Below are 20,878 nucleotides of genomic sequence, written 5' to 3'. Positions count from 1 at the left end.
ACCTCAGGGCGCCGCCGCATTGAAGATCAGGTGCACGTTGCCATAGTAATTCCCCGGCTTGTAGCCGCCGGCGGGCGTGATCGGCTGGATCTCCAGCGCATAACGCCCGCCGGCCCTGGCCTGCTCTGCAGAAACCACCTGACGCGGCGTCTCGTGAGTCAGCACGGTATCGGCGAAGCTGACGCGCAGATAAATGTTCTGCTCCTCGCGACCATTGGACAGAAACGCTACGTTCTCCAGGCGGGCCTCGATGGCACTGGTGTCGTGCCTGAGGTCGAAGTGTTTGCGCATTCCGCCGAGGCTCTTGGTGCTGATATTCCACGGCAGAATCTGTTCACGATGAATCCAGTCCGTTTCGGCCGGTATCACATAAAAACCCAGCGTCGGAATATCCACCGACACCTCGAACCGGTGCTCTTCGCGTGCCGCAAACGATTCCGCGCTGAACAGGATCAGAACGCCCGCGCACAGAGTCATCAACGATGGCTTGATCATCTCAGGTCACCCCGTGATGAGAGGCCGGCTACGCGCAGGGACTTCTTGCTGTCGCCTTCCACCAGATTGAAGCGGTATTCACGTCCGGCCTGCTTGTCGAACTCGAAACTGTTGCCTGCGCGGATATGGTGTTTGGTGGTTGGCTCGCAGGCGGTTTCGTCTTTCAGCGCACAATTGCGGAACTCGTCGATCAGCACCACGGTGTTGCCGTTATTGCGCACTCGATAGCTTGTCGGGGTGTCTTCGATCACGCTGTCGAAACGGCTGTCTTTCGGGCGCACAAAGAACACCGTACCGAAACCGGTCATGACGTTGACCCCGGCCGACAAGGTGGTTTTGTATTGCTCACGCTCCTCGGCGGACACGGCGAATTCGTCTTCCTTTTCCGGGACAACGGGGATGAACCGCACGCGGAAATAGCGCTCCCGGTCACGCTCACCCATCATCAACAGACGCGTACCCTGCATGCCGTTGGCCGGCACGATCAGCCGCGCGGGGCTGGCCATCAGGCCGTCACGACTGCTCATGTCAGCCTGGCTCCTGACCTCGATTTCCCGCGAGGTACCGTCGGCGTCATAGAGGATTTCGAGAATGTTGACCTTGACGAATGCAGTGCTGTCGCCGCTGTTGAATACCCGTTTCAGGTACGTGCTCTTGTCACCGTCGAGATAGTCGTAGACCGTCCCGACATTGATCTGCGGGCCGGCCTGCAGGGCAAAGGGCAGCCCGCTCAAAACCATTGCTAACACCAGACGCTTCATCACCTTGATTCCTTGGTCGTTGAACACAGTGCCGACTCGACTCATCGCTGAATGGCCCATCAGATATCCGAATCCCAGATCACAATGACAGTGCCGGAATAGCTGTCGCTCACACCGGGCTGCAGCATCTCTGCCATCGAATGCGGCCGAACTTCGAAATGCAGGGTTCCCGGTGCTCGATCCACATAAAAACCGGGCTTGAAATACAGGGCATTCCCGGCGCTGGGCTTCAATGGCATGCGCCGCACCGGCTGGCCGGCAAGATCGGTTATGCCATTGGGCATGCTGACGCTGACGTACAGCTCGACTCGACGGTAATTATTACTGTCCTGCAATCCGCACTCGGCACCTACTCCGGGACCGCAATTGATCAGCATCTTGAAACGCGATGACGCCGAAATGTTGAAGGTCTGGTCGCGGAACAGCCCGACCGGCCGCCGTCCGGCCTGCAGCCAGCTCTGCCAGCCACCGTTGGGAACCAGGCGGACTTTTTCGCCACCGGGCGGGATGTCGACTTTGAGGGTGTGCTGCACATTCAGATTGAAATTCAAGGTCAGAGACGAACTCGACGGCAACATCACATCGCCAAAATCGAAATCCGCATTCGGCCCGACGCTGTAGGTCAGCGAACCGCTGTAGTCCCCCGACGACATCCCAAGCGGGTCGGGGGTGACCAGTTCATAGGCAAAATCGAGGTGTTCCAGACGCAACCACGGCACATCGAACTTCGCCTGTTTGGTACAGGCAGCGGCCGCTGGCGTTTTCCAGAAAAACGAGTATGAATCGGGGGAGTACCAACCCACACCGCTGTACTGACAGGGCGCCGGAGCATAGACCCAACTCAAGCCCCACAACAGGTTGTGGGCGCTGCGATCGTCTTCGGCGCCCTCCACCAGTTTCATCACATTCTCGGTCACATAGCGCGAACCGATACCGACGATCCGCACCTTGACGATTTTTGGCTCGTGGGTGGTCTCGTGATAGACCGTCAGTTCACGCCACTGCACGGGTACCTGAAACGTTGCCCCTTGCCGCGGCGAAGGATGATTCGCCGCAATCGGCGCACGAGCGTTGAACTGAATCGGCACCTGCAAGCTGAATATTTCGTGCTGCTCGCACTGCGCCGGATCGTAGGTGCAGTAACCACTGGAAGGCGTGGTGTTGTGGAACTTGTTGCGGTGCGGATAAGACGAGTCCGGCTTGAACTCGGCGGTAATCGACACCTGTTCGGCGTGAGCCGCAGATACCGTGCCGGCGACCAGCACAACAGCGGCCAGCCCGCGACGCAGGTATGTAGCCAAGGGTGAGACGTTCATGTCTGCAAATCTCCTGAAGCAGGCCGGATCAACCCGCGGTGTGAGCCTTTTGGGTGACGTCGGCCAACGTGTCCGGCGAGCAGCGCAAATCGCCGATCATCAGCACGTTGTTTTCGCTACGGTGTTGGTCGGGGTCGAGCCGGAACTGGCACAGCAGTTGATCGGCGTAGCGCACTTCGAGGGTCGGTGAGCCGGCGTGCATCTCCATCGAGAAAAACCCGTCGACTTCGCTGACCCCGCGACTGGCGTGATTGATCACGTGATGGCCTTTGAGCGGCTGGCCCTGGGGGTCGAGCAGGCGTCCGAGTACGGTGACGGTTTTCATCACCCGCACCTTGCGGTACTCCACGCCGCCCTTGTTCAGGTGATAGCGGGCGCGAGACGGTTCGATGTTGGCGGCCGGAACGTGATTGCCTTCGAAATCGAAGCCCACCGAACTGTTGCGGTACGCCGTGAGCGGGATGAAATTACGCCCCGGCCGCAGCGCTGAACTGCCGCCGCTGAGGTCGTCGGCGCGCAGGGTGACGTCGGCGATATCCGACTCGACATCGACGATCATTCCGGCGCCACGGCCCTGATGCTGGCTGGTCATGACCAGTTGCTGACCGCCGACGATCACGCTGCTGTCGAGGTTCACGCCACCGGTGAAGTTGCCGTTATAGGACGAGCGCTGCACGAAGCCGTCGCCATTGACCCAGTCGGTACGGAAGTTGGCCAGGCTCGAAAGACCGACGCCGTAGGTGTCGGTCAGCGCCGTGACCGAAACGCTTTGCAGAATGTGATTCTGCAGATCCTTGCGATAGCCGATCGAGCCATTGTTGTCGCGCCCGCCATCGCGGGCGGTGCGGCTGCCGATGCTGCCGGAAATCTGCTGCCCCGGCCCGCCCAGTGCCATGTTGATGCTCAGGTCGATCCCGCGATTACGCGCCTCGCCACTGCTGTAGCTGCCCGGCCGGTCGAACAGCGACAGCCGCCAGTTGGCATCGCTGCCAAACAGCTCGGTGCGCTGCGTCCAGCCCAGGTCCATGCCCACGCCTTCGACGTTGCCTGTGCTGTGCGAGACCCGCGCACTCAGCGAATCCTTGCGGCTGATACGGTGGTTGAGCGCCAGCGACGAGTTACTGGTTTCGCCGGTGAACACATTGCGCTGCCGCACCCGGGTACCGTCGGGCAGCGTGTCGTAACTGTTACGGGTATCGAGCCAGCTGCGGTTGTGGCTGACCACCAGACTGCCGGCGCCATAGTTGTACAGGCCCTGCACATCGGCGCCGGTGCCGTGGTCTTCGGTCTGATAGAGATTGGCGAAGAGGCTGATGCTGTCGGCCAGACTCCAGTCGATCGAGGTGCCGTACTGCAAGGTGTCGCGTACCTGACGCGCCGACAGGCCAAGGATCACGCGCGGGTGCAGCAGGTAGTTGAGCGCAGCGCCGGCGGCGAGATCGCCGCTTTGCTGTTCCTCCCAATTGCTCAGCAGTTTGCTTTCCTGCCCGGCGAACACGTTATAGCGCCAGCGCTGGTCGAGGTTTTGCCAGTTCACCGGTTTGTAGACCAGCTCCTGAGTAGTCGCGGTGGTCTGGCCATCCTCGATCAGGCGCACTTCGACTTCATAGATGCCACCGGGCAAGGGCCGGGTATCCAGCGTCTGTAAACCGGCCGGCACGGCTTGCGTATTGATCAGCAGGCCATCGCGATAGATCTCCACCGACGCCTGGCGATTGGCCGTGACGAAAATCGGGTAGACGCTGGGCCGCGGGCTGTCGACCGCCAGGCTGTCGGAGCTGCCATACATCACACCCACCGCCGTATCGGGGCTGGTGCCGAACGAACGGGGCTGGCGGGTCAGGCCTTCGGAATTAGGGGTGAAATAGCCCAGGCGGAAAAAACTGCCCTGCAGTTCGCGCTGGGTGTAAAGCTCGTGTACCGCATGATAGGTCTTGGTGTCCGGCCCGCCGAGGCGCGCCAGTTGCATATTGAAGGCCTGGCTCCAGTTGCCGAGACTGGCACTGGCTTCCAGACCGAAACGTCCGCCCAGATCCTGGTTCTGGCCGCCATTGAGGTTCAGCTGATTACGCAGCATCAGACCGCTGCTGCCCCCCTCGGGCTGCTCATGGAAGCGTTGCGTCTGCAGATCGCGCTCGGCGTTTTCGGTGGCGATCGAGAGCAGTGAATTTTCCAGGTTGTAATGCACCGCCAGCAGTTGCTCGGGGCATTGCCCGCTGCAGTTGCCCAGGGCTACGCCGGATTTGAGGAGACTGGCCCAGGTTTCGCGCTCGGCGGCACTGATACGGCTGTCACTGGTGTCGGTGAAGTCGAGCAAGGTAATGCGATCATCACGCGACAATACAATCATTGCCTCGCCCAGCGGTTGTTGATCAAGTTCGACACGAACCGCCAAAGGCACATCAAAGAAATGCTCTTCAAAGTCCGCCGGAAGACCTTTCGCCTGAGCCAGCAAACTTCGCGGGGTATTATCGACTGGAGGCGGCGCCGCCAGTACGCTGCTGCTCAAAAGCAATGCAAGCGCAGCCGCGATGGGCGTCATCGGATACATGGATTAATACTCTGATTACCGGAAGTAAAAGCCCGGCCGGGCAACTTCAAAGTTGCCGGCCGGTTACGTTACTGGACAAGTAACGTCAGGTATTGCCGTTATGACTCAAACCGAAGGTTCGACGACCAGCATGACCACACCGGTGTAATCGCCAGCGGCCGGTTTGGCACCGGTAGCGCTGATCTTGAAGGGCGCGCGATAACGCGTATTGGACTCGGTATCACCGACCACTTCCTGCGAAGTGGTGGTCAGCGTCTTGCCGTTGAGTTCGACTTTCAGGTCGATGGTGTTGTTACCGCCAATCAGCTTCGGCACACCTTCCAGACGTGCATGAACCTTGCCGGCCGTGTGCAGCACGTCGAAGTGCCCGTTGACTTCGCGCATCGAATTGGTGGCCGGGTTGTAGCTCATGTCCTGATCCTTGTTGACCAGATCGGCATCCACCGGCACCGCATAGAAGTCGTCAGCCGGCACGTGCGCCACGAGACTGATGGAGTGCTTGGCTTCAGTGGCGGCAAACGCCATCGAGGCGCTCATGGCCAGGACAGTCAGAGGGGCGGCAAAGGCGAGTTTCTTGAGCATCATTGAATACCTGTCTTATATAAAATTAGTTGAGTCGTCGAGCAGTCAAGGTGAACTGAACAGTCACGAGCAGTCAGTGCTCACCGTTAACTTTCAACGCCGAAGAATGTTCAACCAATTTATCTTCAAAGTAAGCAGGCAACGTCCTGCGACCTTGTAGCCTGGACGCTATTAGATGAGAAAGAAAAAACCGCGAAATTCAGGAAAGTTCCCGTCCAACTGTAAGAAGCAGGCTACAGCGCGCCAGCCGAATGACTGCATGCGCCACAACTTGGTAGCAACTTCCGTAAGACATGTACCACACTTTCCCGGAAACAAAGGGCGAAACGGAATATTAGAGAATCAGCACTAATCTGCGCCTTTGCCGGGGGATTTAATACTGCGTTTTCTTGATCATTTTCCGGTTTTTTCGACCGCAGATTCGATCGGTCAGGTGAGCGCCGTTGGTCAGGAACCCTTGTCAACGCCTAAAGATATATCTTAAGTTGTATCTAAACACGACGAGAGAGCAGGAAAATGAGAGACCATCATTCCCCCCATCATCACCGCGAACACGGCGACGGCCGTGACGGCTTCGAAAAACGCCCCGGCCGCGAACGCGGTGGACGCGCCCCACGGGTCTTCGCCCCCGGTGATCTGAAATTGTTGCTGCTGGCGCTGATCGCCGAGCAGCCGTGCCACGGCTATGACCTGATCCGCCAGATCGAAGGCATGTTCGACGGCGCCTACAGCCCAAGCCCCGGCGTGATCTACCCGACCCTGACCTTCCTTGAAGAAAGCGACTTGATCAGCGGCGACGCCGAGGCCGGCAAAAAACGCTACAGCGTGACCGACGCCGGTCGTTTGTCCCTAAGCGAACAAGCGGTAGCGCTGGACGGCGTGCGCATGCGCATCGACGTCAGCAAACGCTCGTTGCGCGGCCATGACCGGCCGCCGGAAATCCACGAGGCGGTGCACAACCTGCGCCACGCCTTGCAACTGCACCACGGACGCTGGAGCGCGGAAGAAATCCAGCGGGTTGCCGCGCTGCTCAACGACACCGCCAAAGCCATCGTCGACGGCCCTGCCGTTCAATCTGCCCCGGAGAAAGCCGAATGACTGCAGTCGATACGCAAACCATTCACCGCGTGATGCACGAAATCAAACGCCGCAAACTCGAAGTCCTGCGCGTGGTCGACCTGACCCCGCGCATGCGCCGCATCACCCTCGGCGGGCCGGAACTGGCCGGGTTCATCAGCCTGGGCACCGACGATCACGTCAAGCTGCTGTTTCCGCAGAATGCCGAACAGGCTGCGGCGCTGGAAACCATGGTGCTCGGCGCCGGCAAGGACAACGGCCCGCTGCCCGAGATGCGCGACTACACCCCGCGCCGCTACGACCTGGAAAAACTCGAGCTGGACATCGACTTCGTCCTGCACGGCGACGGCCCTGCCTCGACCTGGGCTGAACAGGCCAGACCCGGGCAATTCCTGCACATCGGCGGGCCACGCGGTTCGATGATCGTGCCGGACATCTTCGACAGCTATCTGCTGATCGGCGACGAAACCGCCCTCCCCGCCATCGCCCGCCGCCTTGAAGGCCTGGCGGCCAATCGCAAGGCGCTGGTGGTGATCGAAGTGGAGAACGGTGCCGAGCAACAAGTGCTGGAGAGTGCGGCGCAGGTCAATGTGATCTGGGTCCTGCGCGACGGGGGCAAGGACAACCTGCTGACCACGGTCAAAGAGCTGCAGGTGCCCAAGGGCAATCTGTATGCGTGGGTAGCGACCGAGACCAAGGTTTCGCGACAGATTCGCCGGGTGCTGCTGGATGAGCATGGACACAATGAGCAGTTCGTCAAAGCCGTCGGCTACTGGCGGGCTGAGGGTTCGGCAGAAGAGTGATTTGCCCTTGTGGGAGCGGGCTTGCTCGCGAATGCGGTCGATCATTCAACCATGATGTTGACTGACCTGACGCCTTCGCGAGCAAGCCCGCTCCCACATTGACCTTTTAACTTCGTCCTGACTGCCAGCGGTCGATCCCGATCACCAGCAAGCCAATCAGCACAAACCCCACCAATATCCCCCCGGCATTGATGAACACCTGTGTATAACCGAGCATTGCCACATCAATGAACGGATACGCGTAGGCGCCAAGCAGATGCCCGCGCAGCAAGGCGTAAACGAAGTACACGAGCGGATAGATCAGCCACAGCGGCAGGTGCCACAGGCGCAACGTCCCTTTAGGCACGCAGCACCACCAATAGCCGAGAAACATCAGCGGCATCACGTCGTGGAGTAATTCGTCGGCAACAAATTGCCAGCCCTGCGGGTGCCACAAATGCCGCAGCAGAATGCTGTAAGCCAGACCGACCACCGCAATGCTGACCGCAATCCCGCTGCTCACCCATGGCTGGAGAAACCAGCGCTGTGCGGCGGATTCACGCCCGGTGACAGCGCAGGTCAGCACGGTCGCCACCAGGGTGTTGGTGAGTACCGTGAAGTAACTGAAGAAACTCACCAGCCCGCCCAGCAGGCTGGCGTCGACACTCAGCCGCGCAAGGAAAATCAGGTACAGCTGGATACTCAGCCCGGCCCAACCGAGCGTGGCGATGAGCGTGATCAGGCGTCGCCGCGTAACGGCGTCCATCTCAGAGCGGACGCTTGGTGCGCATCAGTTTCACGTACAAGCGCTCGACCTTCTCCCGCGCCCACGGGGTTTTGCGCAGGAAGGTCAGGCTCGACTTGATGCTCGGGTCGCTCTTGAAGCAGCGGATATCGATGCGCTCGGCCAACCCTGACCACTCGTAATGCGCCACCAGCGCATTGAGGATCTGTTCAAGGGTTACGCCATGCAGCGGATCGGGAGTGTGGTCGTTCATGCCAGGCCTTTGGACGGAGGGAAAATGCACAAGCCGCGCACCTTAGCCGAGGGGCCGGTCAGGTGGAAGGCCTTGCATCAAATGTAGGCCAACCCGAGAAGATCGCAGCCTGCAGCCATCGCCACAATGCGCCCGTTTGCCGCACTGTTACCGAATCAGAAATGCTGCATGTCTGCAAAAGCCCTTTGTCTTTTTGTTACAGATCATTATCCTGCCGCCCTTCAGCTGAATCGCTTCACTGCCTGCGTCAAATTGAAGCGCTCGGTTTACCCCCGTAAAACACCAAAAAAGACTGACCCATGCCTGATTTTTCCTTCTCCCGAGACAGCGCTATCTCAGCCCTGCGCCTGCTCGGCGGCTGCACCGCGCTCGGCTTCGCCACCTACGCCCAGGCGGCCCCCGCTTTCGACAGCGACTCACCGTGGATGCTCGGTGACTGGAACGGCACGCGTACCGAACTGGCGGAAAAAGGCTACGACTTCAAACTCGACTACACCGGCGAAATGGGCAGCAACCTGCACGGCGGCTACGACCACGATCGCACCGCGCGTTACAGCGACCAGTTCGGTCTGGGCACGCACCTGGACCTGCAAAAAATCCTTGGCTGGGACGACGCCGAGTTTCAGCTGACCATCACCAAGCGCAGTGGCAACAACATCAGCAACGACCGGATCAACGATCCACGCGTTGGCGGCTTCACCTCGGCCCAGGAAGTCTGGGGCCGTGGCCAGACCACGCGCCTGACGCAGATGTGGTACCAGCAGAAATTCTTCGACCAGAAGCTCGACATCAAGGTCGGCCGCTTCGGCGAAGGCGAAGACTTCAACAGCTTCCCGTGCGACTTTCAGAACCTGGCGTTCTGCGGCTCGCAGGTCGGCAACTGGGTCGGCGGCATCTGGTACAACTGGCCGGTCAGCCAATGGGCGCTGCGGGTCAAATATCACCTGACCCCAGAGTTGTACGCGCAGGTCGGCGCCTACGAGCAGAACCCGTCAAACCTCGATCGCGGCAACGGCTTCAAACTCAGCGGCAGCGGTACCCAAGGCGCCGTGTTGCCGGTGGAACTGGTGTGGACGCCGAAGCTCAACGGCCTGCCGGGCGAATACCGTGCCGGTTACTACTACAGCAGCGCCAAGGCCTCTGACGTCTATAAAGACCAGAACGGCCAGCCTGCTGCACTGAGCGGCGAAGCCTACCGCAGCGCGTCGAGCAAACACGGCGTGTGGTTCGGTGCGCAGCAGCAAGTCACCAGCCTCGCCAGCGACCACTCGCGCGGCTTGAGCGTGTTTGCCAACGCGACGATGCACGACAAGAAAACCAACGCGATCGACAACTACGTGCAGGCCGGCGTGGTCTACAAAGGCCCGTTCGATGCCCGCGCCAAAGACGACATCGGTTTCGCCCTGGCCCGCGTCCACGTCAACCCGGCCTTCCGCAAGAACGCCGAAGCGAGCAATCAGGCGCACGCCGTCTACGACTATGACGACCCGTCCTTCCTGCCGCCGCAGGACACCGAATACAGCGCCGAACTGTATTACGGCGTGCACGTTGCCAACTGGCTGACCGTGCGCCCGAACCTGCAATACATCCGCCATCCGGGCGGCGTGAACGAGGTCGATGACGCACTGATCGCGGGGATCAAGATCCAGTCCTCGTTCTAAAGATTTACGCAAATCCCCAAGGTGGGAGCGGGCTTGCTCGCGAAAGCGGTGTCTCAGAAGACGGATGCATCGACTGACACGACGCCTTCGCGAGCAAGCCCGCTCCCACAGGGATTGATGAAATTCGTTAGCTAGACAAGTTTTTATCTGAACCATACCTGCGCCCAATCGTCATCTAGAGTGACTAAAGCGCGGGACTAAATAAACGTCACGGAGAATCACACTATGAGCACCGAAAGTGCTTCGAGTCGGGGCCGTCTGTTACCGAGCCTGCTCGGCATTCTGCTTCTACTGATGGGCCTGGCCATGTTGGCCGGGGGAGTCAAGCTGAGCATGCTCGGCGGCTCGCTGTACTACCTGCTGGCCGGTATCGGCATTGCGCTGAGCGGCATTCTGTTGCTGCTGCGTCGTCGTGCAGCGCTGGGCCTGTACGCCATCGTGCTGTTCGCCAGCACGGTCTGGGCCTTGTGGGAAGTCGGTCTGGACTGGTGGCAACTGGTGCCGCGTCTGGCCCTGTGGTTCGTTCTCGGCATCGTGATGTTGCTGCCGTGGTTCCGTCGTCCGTTGCTGCTCAATGGCCCGGCGCCGATGGGCACGGGTGGCCTGACCGTGGCCGTGGTGCTGGCCGGCGTCACTGCCCTGGCCAGCCTGTTCACCCACCCGGGCGAAACCTTTGGTGAACTGGGCCGCGACACCGCGGACATGACCAGCACCGCACCGCAAATGCCTGAAGGCGACTGGCAGGCCTATGGCCGCACCGAGTTCGGCGACCGCTATTCGCCGCTGAAGCAGATCACTCCGGCCAACGTCGGCAAGCTGCAAGAAGCCTGGCGCATCCAGACCGGCGACCTGCCAACCGCCGATGACCCGGTCGAGCTGACCAACGAAAACACCCCGCTCAAAGTCAACGGCATGCTCTATGCCTGCACCGCACACAGCAAAGTGCTGGCGCTGGATCCAGACACCGGCAAGGAACTGTGGCGCTTCGACCCGCAGATCAAGAGCCCGGTGGGCTTCAAGGGCTTCGCCCACATGACCTGCCGTGGCGTGTCGTACTACGACGAAGCCGCTTACGCCAAGTCGGAAAACGCCGCTTCCGCCGTCATCTCCGAAGCTGGTAAAGCTGTCGCTCAGGCCTGCCCGCGTCGCCTGTACCTGCCAACCGCCGATGCCCGTCTGATCGCCCTGAACGCCGACACCGGCAAGATCTGCGAAGGCTTCGGCAAAAACGGCGTGGTCGACCTGACCCAAGGCATCGGCCCGTTCACCGCCGGTGGCTACTACTCCACCTCGCCAGCGGCGATTACCCGTGATCTGGTGATCATGGGCGGTCACGTCACTGACAACGAGTCGACCAACGAGCCATCGGGCGTGATCCGCGCTTTCGACGTGCGCGACGGCCACCTCGTGTGGAACTGGGACAGCGACAAGCCGGACGCCACCGAGCCATTGGCCCCAGGCGAAACCTACAGCCGCAACTCGGCCAACATGTGGTCGCTGGCCAGCGTCGATGAAAAACTCGGCATGGTTTACCTGCCACTGGGCAACCAGACTCCAGACCAGTGGGGCGCAGACCGCACCCCAGGCGCCGAGAAATTCAGCGCCGGCATCGTTGCCCTCGACCTGGCCACCGGTAAAGTGCGCTGGAACTACCAGTTCACCCACCACGACCTGTGGGACATGGACGTTGGCAGCCAGCCAACCCTGCTCGACATGAAAACCGCCGACGGCGTGAAACCGGCGCTGATCGCCCCGACCAAACAGGGCAGCCTGTACGTCCTCGACCGTCGTGACGGCACGCCGATCATCCCGATCAAGGAAATCCCGGTTCCGCAAGGCGCCGTGAAAGGCGACCACACCGCACCGACCCAGGCCCGTTCGGACCTCAACCTGCTGGCCCCGGAACTGACCGAAAAAGCCATGTGGGGCGCCAGCCCGTTCGACCAGATGCTGTGCCGCATCCAGTTCAAGGAACTGCGCTACGAAGGCCAATACACGCCTCCGTCGGAACAGGGCAGCCTGATCTATCCGGGTAACGTCGGCGTGTTCAACTGGGGCGGCGTCTCGGTCGACCCGGTTCGCCAGATGCTGTTCACCAGCCCGAACTACATGGCCTTCGTTTCGAAAATGGTGCCACGCGAGAAAGTCGCTGCCGGCAGCAAACGCGAGAGCGAAACCGCTGGCGTGCAGCCAAACACCGGCGCGCCATACGCGGTGATCATGCACCCGTTCATGTCGCCACTGGGCGTACCGTGCCAGGCCCCGGCCTGGGGCTACGTTGCCGGTATCGACCTGACCACCGGTAAAGTTGTGTGGAAACGCAAAAACGGCACCAGCCGCGACAGCTCGCCAATCCCGATCGGCTTCACCCTGGGCGTACCAAGCATGGGCGGTTCGATGGTCACTGCAGGCGGCGTCGGCTTCCTCAGCGGCACCCTCGATCAGTACCTGCGCGCCTACGACGTGAACACCGGTAAAGAACTGTGGAAATCGCGTCTGCCTGCAGGCGGTCAAGCGACTCCGATGACCTACACCGGCAAGGACGGCAAGCAATACGTGCTGCTCGTTGTTGGCGGTCACGGTTCGCTGGGCACCAAGATGGGTGACTATGTGATTGCGTACAAACTGCCGGAATAAGTTTTAGCGGCGGTAAAGGAAAGGCGATGCTCCGTGAGGGGCATCGCCTTTTTTGTGCCCACACTTTCTGAGTCCACCGGACAAACCTGTGGGAGCGGGCTTGCTCGCGAAAGCGGTGTATCAACCAATGAGTTTGCCGGCTGACACATTGCCTTCGCGAGCAAGCCCGCTCCCACACTGGACGGTGTCCGTCCTACAGAAGCGCGTTATACGCGGGAGATTTCCGACAAGTCGCGTCGGTTGTGCCTCGGAAGTTGGCTGGATAGGCTCTGGTGGTCGCTGGAAATTCAGCGGCCGGGCGTCGCGGCCTGATAACTGATGCATAATCGCCAACCTGACAGCACCTCGGATGCCTGTTGGTTGTGTCATGGCGGCTGTGCGCGGGATACCTTCTTTGGGGGTATGCCGATTCCTCAGTTATCGGTCCGCGAACCCGCGTACAGCTGCCACCTCAGATTGCGTCGCGGCAATTGAAGGTAGCTCCACTTCACCAACTGAGAATTCATCATGATCAAACCCACACCGAATCCCCCCGAAACCTCCCCCTACGAATCCCTCGATTCCAGAAAACTCCACGACGCCGCCGAGCGTGCGCTGGATCACTACCTGAAGCCCTCCGCCGCCGCGGTGAGATTCCACAAACCCAGCAGCATGTTCCAGGTCGCCCCGGACATGGACAACGAAAGCCTGCTGGTTCACGCCTGCGAATCACTGGCCCAAGCCAGCCTCATGACCAGCGACATCGCCGCGTACATCGACATCCCGCAGCGCCGGACGATACTGGCCATTCAGCAAATCATCATGCTCGCCGAACTGGCGGTGAATCGGGTGCTGGATAATGTGGAAATCACCCAATCTGCGGCACACAGCTGAGCCATAGTGGGAGCGGGCTTGCTCGCGAAAGCGTCAGCACATCCAACACTTGCGGTGACTGACACACCGCTTTCGCGAGCAAGCTCGCTCCCACAGTGGAATTGGGTGAGTCAGGTGGAGATGGGTCGGCTCGTAGGCCGCCATCGCGAGCAGGCTCACTCCTACAGTTTGAACCCGGTGCATTCAGTTGGAGATCGGTTGGCTGTCAGGCCGCCATCGCTGGCAAGCCAGCTCCCACAGTTTTGATTCGTGTATGCCCCATGCGGCGCAGCCGCCCCACTCAAAACAATGAGCGCAAGCTCGAGTACCGCTCTTGATCTTGATCCACGGGCGACGTCGGAAGGCTGAGTGGAGGGATTGATCCGGGGGTGGGAGCGCAGCGACCGTTTGGCGCAGCCAAACACAGCGAGAGGAGGTGCAGCGAAGCAAACCGGAGGCGCTGCCCCACGGATCAGTCCCGGAGCGAAGGAACCCCGAGCCCCAGCGAGCGGGCCGAACGCAGGAGCAAGCCTTTTCGGTTACCTTTTCGGCGTCTGGAAAAGGTGACTCGCCGTAAGGGCGAAACCGCCAGCCGCCACACCCAAAAAAACGGATATACCCCCAAAACCCCAAGAACCTGGTCGGCCCAAAGGCCGCCAAGTCCAAAGCGTGACGCCTGTCAAAACCCTGAACACCCAAGCAGAAACACCGCCCCCCATTGAAACCACCCAAAGCCTGCCCCATCTAAGACCCATACCCCATTGCGCAGGTGCCCCATGAGCGACCAGCAAGAATTCCCGGACAACCCCGACGACTACACCGAAGCAGAACACATCGAACACACCTCATCCGGCAAAGGCCTGGCCCTGCCCGGCCAGAACCTGCCGGACAAGGTCTACGTCATCCCGATCCACAACCGCCCGTTCTTCCCGGCCCAAGTGCTGCCGGTCATCGTCAACGAAGAACCCTGGGCCGAAACCCTCGATCTGGTGAGCAAATCCGACCACCACTCCCTGGCCCTGTTCTTCATGGACACGCCCCAGGAAGACCCGCGCCACTTCAACACCGGCGCCCTTCCCGAATACGGCACGCTGGTCAAGGTCCATCACGCCAGCCGTGAAAACGGCAAACTGCAATTTGTCGCCCAAGGCCTGAGCCGCGTACGCATCAAGACCTGGCTCAAGCACCACCGCCCGCCGTACCTGGTCGAAGTCGAATACCCGCACCAGCCCACCGAGCCGACCGACGAGGTCAAGGCCTACGGCATGGCGCTGATCAACGCGATCAAGGAACTGCTGCCGCTCAATCCGCTGTACAGCGAAGAGCTGAAGAACTACCTCAACCGCTTCAGCCCCAACGATCCGTCGCCGCTGACCGACTTCGCCGCCGCCCTCACGTCGGCGACAGGTAATGAGCTGCAAGAAGTGCTCGACTGCGTGCCGATGCTCAAGCGCATGGAAAAAGTCCTGCCGATGCTGCGCAAGGAAGTCGAAGTCGCGCGCCTGCAGAAAGAGATCTCCGCCGAGGTCAATCGCAAGATCGGCGAGCATCAGCGTGAGTTCTTCCTCAAGGAACAACTCAAGGTGATCCAGCAGGAACTCGGCCTGACCAAGGACGACCGCAGCGCCGATCTCGAACAGTTCGAACAACGCCTGGAAGGCAAAGTCCTGCCGGCACAGGTGCAGAAACGCCTCGAAGAGGAAATGAACAAACTGTCGATCCTTGAAACCGGCTCGCCAGAGTACGCGGTCACCCGCAACTACCTCGACTGGGCGACCTCGGTGCCGTGGGGCGTGTACGGCGAGGACAAACTCGACCTCAAGTACGCGCGCAAGGTACTCGACAAACACCACGCCGGCCTCGACGACATCAAGGACCGCATCCTCGAATTCCTTGCGGTCGGTGCCTATAAAGGCGAAATCAGCGGCTCCATCGTATTGCTGGTCGGTCCGCCGGGCGTGGGTAAAACCAGCGTCGGCAAATCCATCGCCGAATCCCTTGGCCGGCCGTTCTACCGCTTCAGCCTCGGCGGCATGCGTGACGAAGCCGAGATCAAGGGCCACCGCCGCACCTACATCGGCGCGCAACCGGGCAAACTGGTGCAGGCGTTGAAAGACGTCGAAGTGATGAACCCGGTGATCATGCTCGACGAGATCGACAAGATGGGCCAGAGCTACCAGGGCGACCCGGCGTCGGCGCTGCTGGAAACCCTCGACCCGGAACAGAACGTCGAATTCCTCGATCACTATCTCGACCTGCGCATGGACCTGTCGAAAGTCCTGTTCGTATGCACCGCCAACACCCTGGATTCGATTCCCGGCCCGCTGCTGGACCGCATGGAAGTGATTCGCCTGTCGGGCTACATCACCGAAGAAAAAGTCGCCATCGCCAAGCGCCACCTGTGGCCGAAGCTGCTGGAAAAGGCCGGCGTGTCCAAAGGCAGCCTGAGCATCAGCGACAGCGCGCTCAAGGCCTTGATCGACGGTTACGCCCGTGAAGCCGGGGTGCGCCAACTGGAAAAACAGATGGGCAAACTGGTGCGCAAAGCGGTGATGAAGCTGATCGACGACCCGAAAGCAGTGATCAAGCTCGGGCCGAAAGACCTCGAAGCCTCGCTGGGCCATCCGGTGTTCCGCAATGAACAAGTGCTGTCCGGCACCGGCGTCATTACCGGTCTGGCCTGGACCAGCATGGGCGGCGCGACCCTGCCGATCGAAGCCACGCGAATTCACACGCTCAACCGTGGTTTCAAACTCACCGGGCAACTGGGTGACGTGATGAAAGAGTCGGCGGAGATCGCCTACAGCTACGTCAGCTCACACCTGAAACAGTTTGGCGGCGATGCGAAATTCTTCGACGAGGCCTTCGTCCACCTGCACGTGCCGGAAGGCGCCACACCGAAAGACGGCCCGAGCGCCGGCGTGACCATGGCCAGCGCCCTGCTCTCGCTCGCCCGCAATCAGCCGCCGAAAAAAGGCGTGGCGATGACCGGCGAACTGACCCTGACCGGGCATGTACTGCCGATTGGCGGGGTGCGTGAGAAGGTGATCGCGGCGCGGCGGCAGAAGATCTTCGAACTGATCCTGCCGGAGCCGAACCGGGGCAACTTTGAGGAGTTGCCGGATTATCTGAAGGAAGGCATTACCGTGCACTTCGCCAAGCGCTTTGCGGATGTAGCGAAAGTTTTGTTCTGATTTAGACATTGGTCGTTATCAATCAAACAACGATAACGACCAATACTTCTTCGCATAGCCGAGCACTTCATAATTGCCAAGCGATATAAAAAACTGACATTTCTGACAGTTCCGAAGTTTTCTATCTTGAATAAGCTCTACCTTGTTTCTCCCCCCAGGTTAGACACAGGAGCTTCAAGATGAATAACTCAAAAGATGCAAGGACGTTTGCTCGCGGTATTTTGACAGCCTACATTCCAGAGGACGTCAACTTCTCGACCGATAAACTAATCATAAGTACTCATAAAGAAACCCTAGCCCTGGAAGGAATCTACCGCCGTCCTGACCAACCGAACTTTTCAAGAAACGTCAGGGTTTTCCTGACAAAAAAAGACCAGAAGTATCCGGACAATGGCAGGCATGACTTTCCTGCAGAAAATATCAGAGTCGAATATGACGGAAATTTTAACGCCGATTTTTTTAGGACCATTCCGGGAGAAGGCGTTATTTTTCTCAACCTTGACCCTGTCACCCATCGCTACTCCTGTGCGATGGATATAAGTTTCACAAAAGAGGGCAGTGACGAAAGTTTTCCTGTTATTTGCTCATTTACCATGATCCATCAATAGTCTGCTGCTGATCAAAGTCAGCATTTTTGCATCGGCCGACGCTAAGTTGCCGGATTATCTGAAGGAGGGCATTACCGTGCACTTCGCCAAGCGCTTTGCGGATGTGGCGAAAGTGTTGTTCTGACAGTTATCCAGAGCCTGACACGCCGCCTTCGCGAGCAAGCCCGCTCCCACAGGGTTCTGTAGTGAACACAGCATTTGTGGTCACCACACAACTACTGTGGGAGCGGGCTTGCTCGCGAAGGCGTCTGTGGCAACACCACAGAACCGCCTCACCGTCACACTTTGTCTCATCTTCAGTTATGCTCGCCGTTCGTCGTCAACGCCGGAGCCACTGAGCCTATGTCCGCCACTCGCCTGTTTGTCCCTCTCGCCCTCTCTTTGCTGGCCGCCTGCGCCACGCAGCCAAAACAGAACGTGACCGTGGAAAACCAGAGCGAATGCCCCGTGCAGTTGACCAACGGACAAAACCTGATCGTGATGCTGCCGAGCAACCCGACCACGGGCTATCGCTGGGCAATTCAGGATTCCGCCGGCGGCGTGCTACATGCACTCAGCCCTGAGGTTTACAGCAGTCCGAAAGATTCCGGCATGGTCGGCGCGGGCGGTTTTTCCACCTGGCGCTTCCAGGCCTTTGCCACCGGCAACGGCCGCTTGCGCCTGACCTCGCAGCAGCCCTGGGAACCGGAAGTTGAACCGGCAGAAACCTTCGACTGCGCCATTTCGGTGAACTGATCGTGGGCTGGCTGATTCTGGCGCTGATGGGCGCGGTGACGTTTCTCTACGGTGTGAGCACGCATGCGGCGCTGCTCTGCCTGCTGGTCAAACCGTTACCGGTGCTGGCGCTGCTCGGCTGGCTGCACGATGCGCCACCCAGCGACTATCGACGCGGGATCAGTCTGGGGCTGATTTTCTCTGTGCTCGGTGACGTGTTGCTGGCGTGGCCGGGGGATTTGTTTGTGTTTGGTCTGGGTGCGTTTCTGGTTGCGCACCTGGCGTACCTCAAGGCTTACCTCAGCGATTGCAAGCGTTTGGCGCTCTTGCCGCTGGTGCTCGCGCTCGGCGTCGGCGCGGTGCTGCTGGGGATTTTGATTTCCAGTGGCCTCGGGCCGTTGCTAGTGCCAGTGGTCGTCTATGGCACCGCGATCAGCGCCATGCTCTGGCGCGCCCTCGCCCGCCTCGGCACCGATGTGCCCAAGCGTTCGGCGCTGCTGGCGGCGGCGGGTGCGCTGGCGTTCGTGTTCTCCGACAGTGTGATCGGCATTGATCGCTTTGTGGCGCCGTTTCATGCTGCGCCGTACGTGATCATCCTCAGTTACTGGCTGGGCCAGTGGGGGATTGCCGCTTCGGCGTTTTCCGTGAAACACCGCTAATTTTGTAGTGAGGGGATTCATCCCCGATGGGCTGCGCAGCGGCCCTGAAACCGGTCAATCAGGTATGTCAGACAGACCGCGGGCACAGATCTTGGGGCTGCTTCGCAGCCCATCGGGGATAAATCCCCTCGCCACGTCGGACAACCCAAGCATCCCGACGCCACTTTGGCTAAAATGCCGGCCTTTTCATCAACACCGCCGGAACCGCCGTGAGCAAAGAACCCGATCGCATTTTCGCCCAGCCGATGGCCCAGGTGCCTGACTTCGCCTTCAACGAGGACGTGGTGCGGGTGTTCCCGGACATGATCAAGCGCTCGGTCCCGGGTTACCCGACCATTGTCGAAAACCTCGGCGTACTCGCGGCGCAATTTGCCCAACCGAACAGCGTTCTGTACGACCTCGGTGCTTCGCTCGGCGCCGTGACTCAAGCCTTGCGCCGTCACGTGCGCACCGACGGTTGCCGGGTGATCGCGGTGGATAACTCGGCGGCGATGGTCGAACGCTGCCGCGAGTACCTCAACGGTCAGGATTCGATGTTCCAGGAGTTGTTACCGGTCGAAGTGATCGAAGGCGACATTCTCGCGCTCGAGTTCAAACCGGCCTCGGTGGTGGCACTGAACTTCACCCTGCAATTCATCGCCCCGGAGCAGCGCACCGCGTTGCTCTCGCGTATTCGCCAGTCGCTGCTGCCCGGCGGCGCGCTGATTCTCTCGGAGAAGCTGCGCTTCAACGATGCCGAAGAACACGCGCTGCTCACCGATCTGCACGTCGCGTTCAAACGCGCCAACGGCTACAGCGAACTGGAAATTGCCCAGAAGCGTAGCGCCATCGAAAACGTCATGAAGCCCGACAGCCTCGAAGAACACCGCGAACGCCTGCTGGCCGCCGGGTTCTCGAAAGTCGTGCCGTGGTTCCAGTGTCTTAACTTTGCCTCGTTGATTGCCTTGCCATGATTGATCTGTCCCCCCTCGCCCGCCGTCTGGCCGGTAGCCCGCTGGCCGACTGGGCCAACACCCTGCAAGGGCAACTCGACAAGAAAATGGAGAAAGGTCACGGCGATCTGGAGCGCTGGCAGAGCGCGCTGGACGCGTTGCCGAAACTTGAGCCGACTGAAGTCGATCTGCTCAACGGCCTGAAACTCGACACCGACTGCGACGACGAAACCCGCGCACAAATGCGCACCGCGCTGATGGGCCTTTCGCCGTGGCGCAAGGGGCCGTTCGACCTGTTCGGCGTACACGTCGACACCGAATGGCGCTCGGACTGGAAGTGGTCGCGGGTCGCCCCGCATCTGGACCTGAAGGGCAAACGCATCCTCGACGTCGGTTGCGGCAACGGCTATTACATGTGGCGCATGCTCGGCGCCGGTGCCGACAGCGTGATCGGCGTCGATCCGAACTGGCTGTTCTTCTGCCAGTTCCAGGCCGTGCAGCGTTATCTGTCCGAGCCGAATGCCTGGCACCTGCCGTTCCCGTTCGAAGACCTGCCGCCGAACCTTGAAGGCTTCGACACAGTGTTTTCGATGGGTGTGTTCTACCACCGACGTTCGCCGATCGAGCATTTGCTGGCGCTGAAGGATTGCCTGGTCAAGGGCGGCGAGCTGGTGCTGGAAACGCTGGTGGTTGAAGGCGACAAGCATCAAGTGCTGGTGCCGGAAGATCGCTACGCGCAGATGCGCAACGTGTGGTTCCTGCCGTCGGTACCGGCGCTGGAATTGTGGCTGCGTCGGGCAGGCTTCACCGATGTGAAATGCGTGGACGTCAGCACCACCACCGTTGAAGAACAACGCGGTACCGAGTGGATGAAGTATCAATCGTTGAGCGACTTCCTTGATCCCGAGGATCACAGCAAGACCATCGAAGGGCTGCCAGCGCCGATGCGCGCGGTGATTGTGGCCCGTAAGTAACCCTCTCAAACACCGCATAACCTTGTAGGAGTGAGCCTGCTCGCGATAGCGGTCTGACAGTCAAAGCAATGTTGAATGTCAGACC

Annotated in this window: 18 protein-coding genes and 1 pseudogene; 12 read left to right on the top strand and 7 right to left on the bottom strand. The window is 60.1% G+C overall.

Annotated features, from left to right (window positions below; genetic code table 11):
- Nucleotides 1-3 precede the first annotated feature (3 nt).
- The 5 genes from J1G18_RS15505 to J1G18_RS15485 all read right to left on the bottom strand — a co-directional run bounded on the left by J1G18_RS15505 (nucleotide 4) and on the right by J1G18_RS15485 (nucleotide 5,705).
- Nucleotides 4-495 (bottom strand): CS1 type fimbrial major subunit, encoded by a 492-nt coding sequence (locus J1G18_RS15505; protein WP_098965436.1) that lies wholly within the window; start codon nucleotides 493-495, stop codon nucleotides 4-6.
- Nucleotides 492-1,256 (bottom strand): molecular chaperone, encoded by a 765-nt coding sequence (locus J1G18_RS15500; RefSeq protein WP_223008022.1) that lies wholly within the window; start codon nucleotides 1,254-1,256, stop codon nucleotides 492-494. The genes J1G18_RS15505 and J1G18_RS15500 overlap by 4 nt, the downstream gene beginning before the upstream one ends.
- A gap of 59 nt (nucleotides 1,257-1,315) precedes the next feature.
- Nucleotides 1,316-2,572 (bottom strand): hypothetical protein, encoded by a 1,257-nt coding sequence (locus J1G18_RS15495; RefSeq protein ID WP_223008021.1) that lies wholly within the window; start codon nucleotides 2,570-2,572, stop codon nucleotides 1,316-1,318.
- A gap of 28 nt (nucleotides 2,573-2,600) precedes the next feature.
- Nucleotides 2,601-5,123, bottom strand: a complete 2,523-nt coding sequence (locus tag J1G18_RS15490; protein ID WP_223008020.1) for a CS1-pili formation C-terminal domain-containing protein — start codon at nucleotides 5,121-5,123, stop codon at nucleotides 2,601-2,603.
- 105 nt (nucleotides 5,124-5,228) lie between these two features.
- Nucleotides 5,229-5,705: a CS1 type fimbrial major subunit gene (locus J1G18_RS15485; RefSeq protein WP_177416203.1), complete on the bottom strand. Its 477-nt coding sequence runs from the start codon at nucleotides 5,703-5,705 to the stop codon at nucleotides 5,229-5,231.
- A gap of 516 nt (nucleotides 5,706-6,221) precedes the next feature.
- On the opposite strand from J1G18_RS15485, the gene J1G18_RS15480 reads away from it, so the two are divergent.
- The gene (locus J1G18_RS15480; protein ID WP_223008019.1) at nucleotides 6,222-6,803 is read left to right on the top strand and encodes a PadR family transcriptional regulator; all 582 of its coding nucleotides are present in this window, start codon (nucleotides 6,222-6,224) and stop codon (nucleotides 6,801-6,803) included.
- Nucleotides 6,800-7,585 carry a siderophore-interacting protein gene (locus J1G18_RS15475; RefSeq protein WP_223008018.1) on the top strand — a complete coding sequence of 262 codons (786 nt, stop codon included), beginning with the start codon at nucleotides 6,800-6,802 and terminating at the stop codon, nucleotides 7,583-7,585. The genes J1G18_RS15480 and J1G18_RS15475 overlap by 4 nt, the downstream gene beginning before the upstream one ends.
- A gap of 106 nt (nucleotides 7,586-7,691) precedes the next feature.
- On the opposite strand, the gene J1G18_RS15470 is transcribed toward J1G18_RS15475, so the two are convergent.
- Nucleotides 7,692-8,330 (bottom strand): Pr6Pr family membrane protein, encoded by a 639-nt coding sequence (locus J1G18_RS15470; RefSeq protein ID WP_098965445.1) that lies wholly within the window; start codon nucleotides 8,328-8,330, stop codon nucleotides 7,692-7,694.
- 1 nt (nucleotide 8,331) lies between these two features.
- A complete protein-coding gene (locus J1G18_RS15465; RefSeq protein ID WP_003227831.1) occupies nucleotides 8,332-8,562 on the bottom strand; it encodes a VF530 family DNA-binding protein in 231 nt (76 codons plus the stop codon).
- A 299-nt stretch (nucleotides 8,563-8,861) separates the two neighbouring features.
- On the opposite strand from J1G18_RS15465, the gene J1G18_RS15460 reads away from it, so the two are divergent.
- The 10 genes and pseudogenes from J1G18_RS15460 (at nucleotide 8,862) to cmoB (ending at nucleotide 20,793) form a co-directional block, all read left to right on the top strand.
- Nucleotides 8,862-10,223: a carbohydrate porin gene (locus tag J1G18_RS15460; protein WP_098965447.1), complete on the top strand. Its 1,362-nt coding sequence runs from the start codon at nucleotides 8,862-8,864 to the stop codon at nucleotides 10,221-10,223.
- Nucleotides 10,224-10,448: 225 nt separating this feature from the next.
- Nucleotides 10,449-12,860, top strand: a complete 2,412-nt coding sequence (locus tag J1G18_RS15455) for a glucose/quinate/shikimate family membrane-bound PQQ-dependent dehydrogenase (protein WP_223008017.1) — start codon at nucleotides 10,449-10,451, stop codon at nucleotides 12,858-12,860.
- A gap of 507 nt (nucleotides 12,861-13,367) precedes the next feature.
- Complete coding sequence (locus J1G18_RS15450; RefSeq protein WP_027612112.1) at nucleotides 13,368-13,733, top strand: DUF6124 family protein; 366 nt, start codon at nucleotides 13,368-13,370, stop codon at nucleotides 13,731-13,733.
- Nucleotides 13,734-14,488: 755 nt separating this feature from the next.
- On the top strand, nucleotides 14,489-16,906 hold the full coding sequence (gene lon, locus J1G18_RS15445; protein ID WP_027612113.1) for an endopeptidase La: 2,418 nt from the start codon (nucleotides 14,489-14,491) through the stop codon (nucleotides 16,904-16,906).
- A gap of 179 nt (nucleotides 16,907-17,085) precedes the next feature.
- On the top strand, nucleotides 17,086-17,514 hold the full coding sequence (locus J1G18_RS15440) for a hypothetical protein (protein WP_135296494.1): 429 nt from the start codon (nucleotides 17,086-17,088) through the stop codon (nucleotides 17,512-17,514).
- Nucleotides 17,515-17,557: 43 nt separating this feature from the next.
- Nucleotides 17,558-17,638, top strand: a pseudogene (locus tag J1G18_RS28440) (hypothetical protein); the annotation flags it as partial.
- 218 nt (nucleotides 17,639-17,856) lie between these two features.
- On the top strand, nucleotides 17,857-18,249 hold the full coding sequence (locus J1G18_RS15435; RefSeq protein ID WP_098965453.1) for a protease inhibitor I42 family protein: 393 nt from the start codon (nucleotides 17,857-17,859) through the stop codon (nucleotides 18,247-18,249).
- 2 nt (nucleotides 18,250-18,251) lie between these two features.
- Nucleotides 18,252-18,887, top strand: a complete 636-nt coding sequence (locus J1G18_RS15430; protein WP_223008016.1) for a lysoplasmalogenase — start codon at nucleotides 18,252-18,254, stop codon at nucleotides 18,885-18,887.
- Nucleotides 18,888-19,132: 245 nt separating this feature from the next.
- Nucleotides 19,133-19,840, top strand: a complete 708-nt coding sequence (gene cmoA / locus J1G18_RS15425; RefSeq protein ID WP_219737930.1) for a carboxy-S-adenosyl-L-methionine synthase CmoA — start codon at nucleotides 19,133-19,135, stop codon at nucleotides 19,838-19,840.
- Nucleotides 19,837-20,793 carry a tRNA 5-methoxyuridine(34)/uridine 5-oxyacetic acid(34) synthase CmoB gene (gene cmoB, locus J1G18_RS15420; protein ID WP_098965457.1) on the top strand — a complete coding sequence of 319 codons (957 nt, stop codon included), beginning with the start codon at nucleotides 19,837-19,839 and terminating at the stop codon, nucleotides 20,791-20,793. Before cmoA ends, cmoB begins: the two co-directional genes overlap by 4 nt.
- The last annotated feature ends 85 nt before the right edge of the window (nucleotides 20,794-20,878 follow it).

Source organism: Pseudomonas sp. MIS38 (assembly GCF_019891575.1).
Taxonomy (GTDB): Bacteria; Pseudomonadota; Gammaproteobacteria; order Pseudomonadales; family Pseudomonadaceae; genus Aquipseudomonas; species Aquipseudomonas putida_A.
Note: the sequence above shows the minus strand (reverse complement) of the source record. Positions and strands in the feature narration are given on the sequence as shown.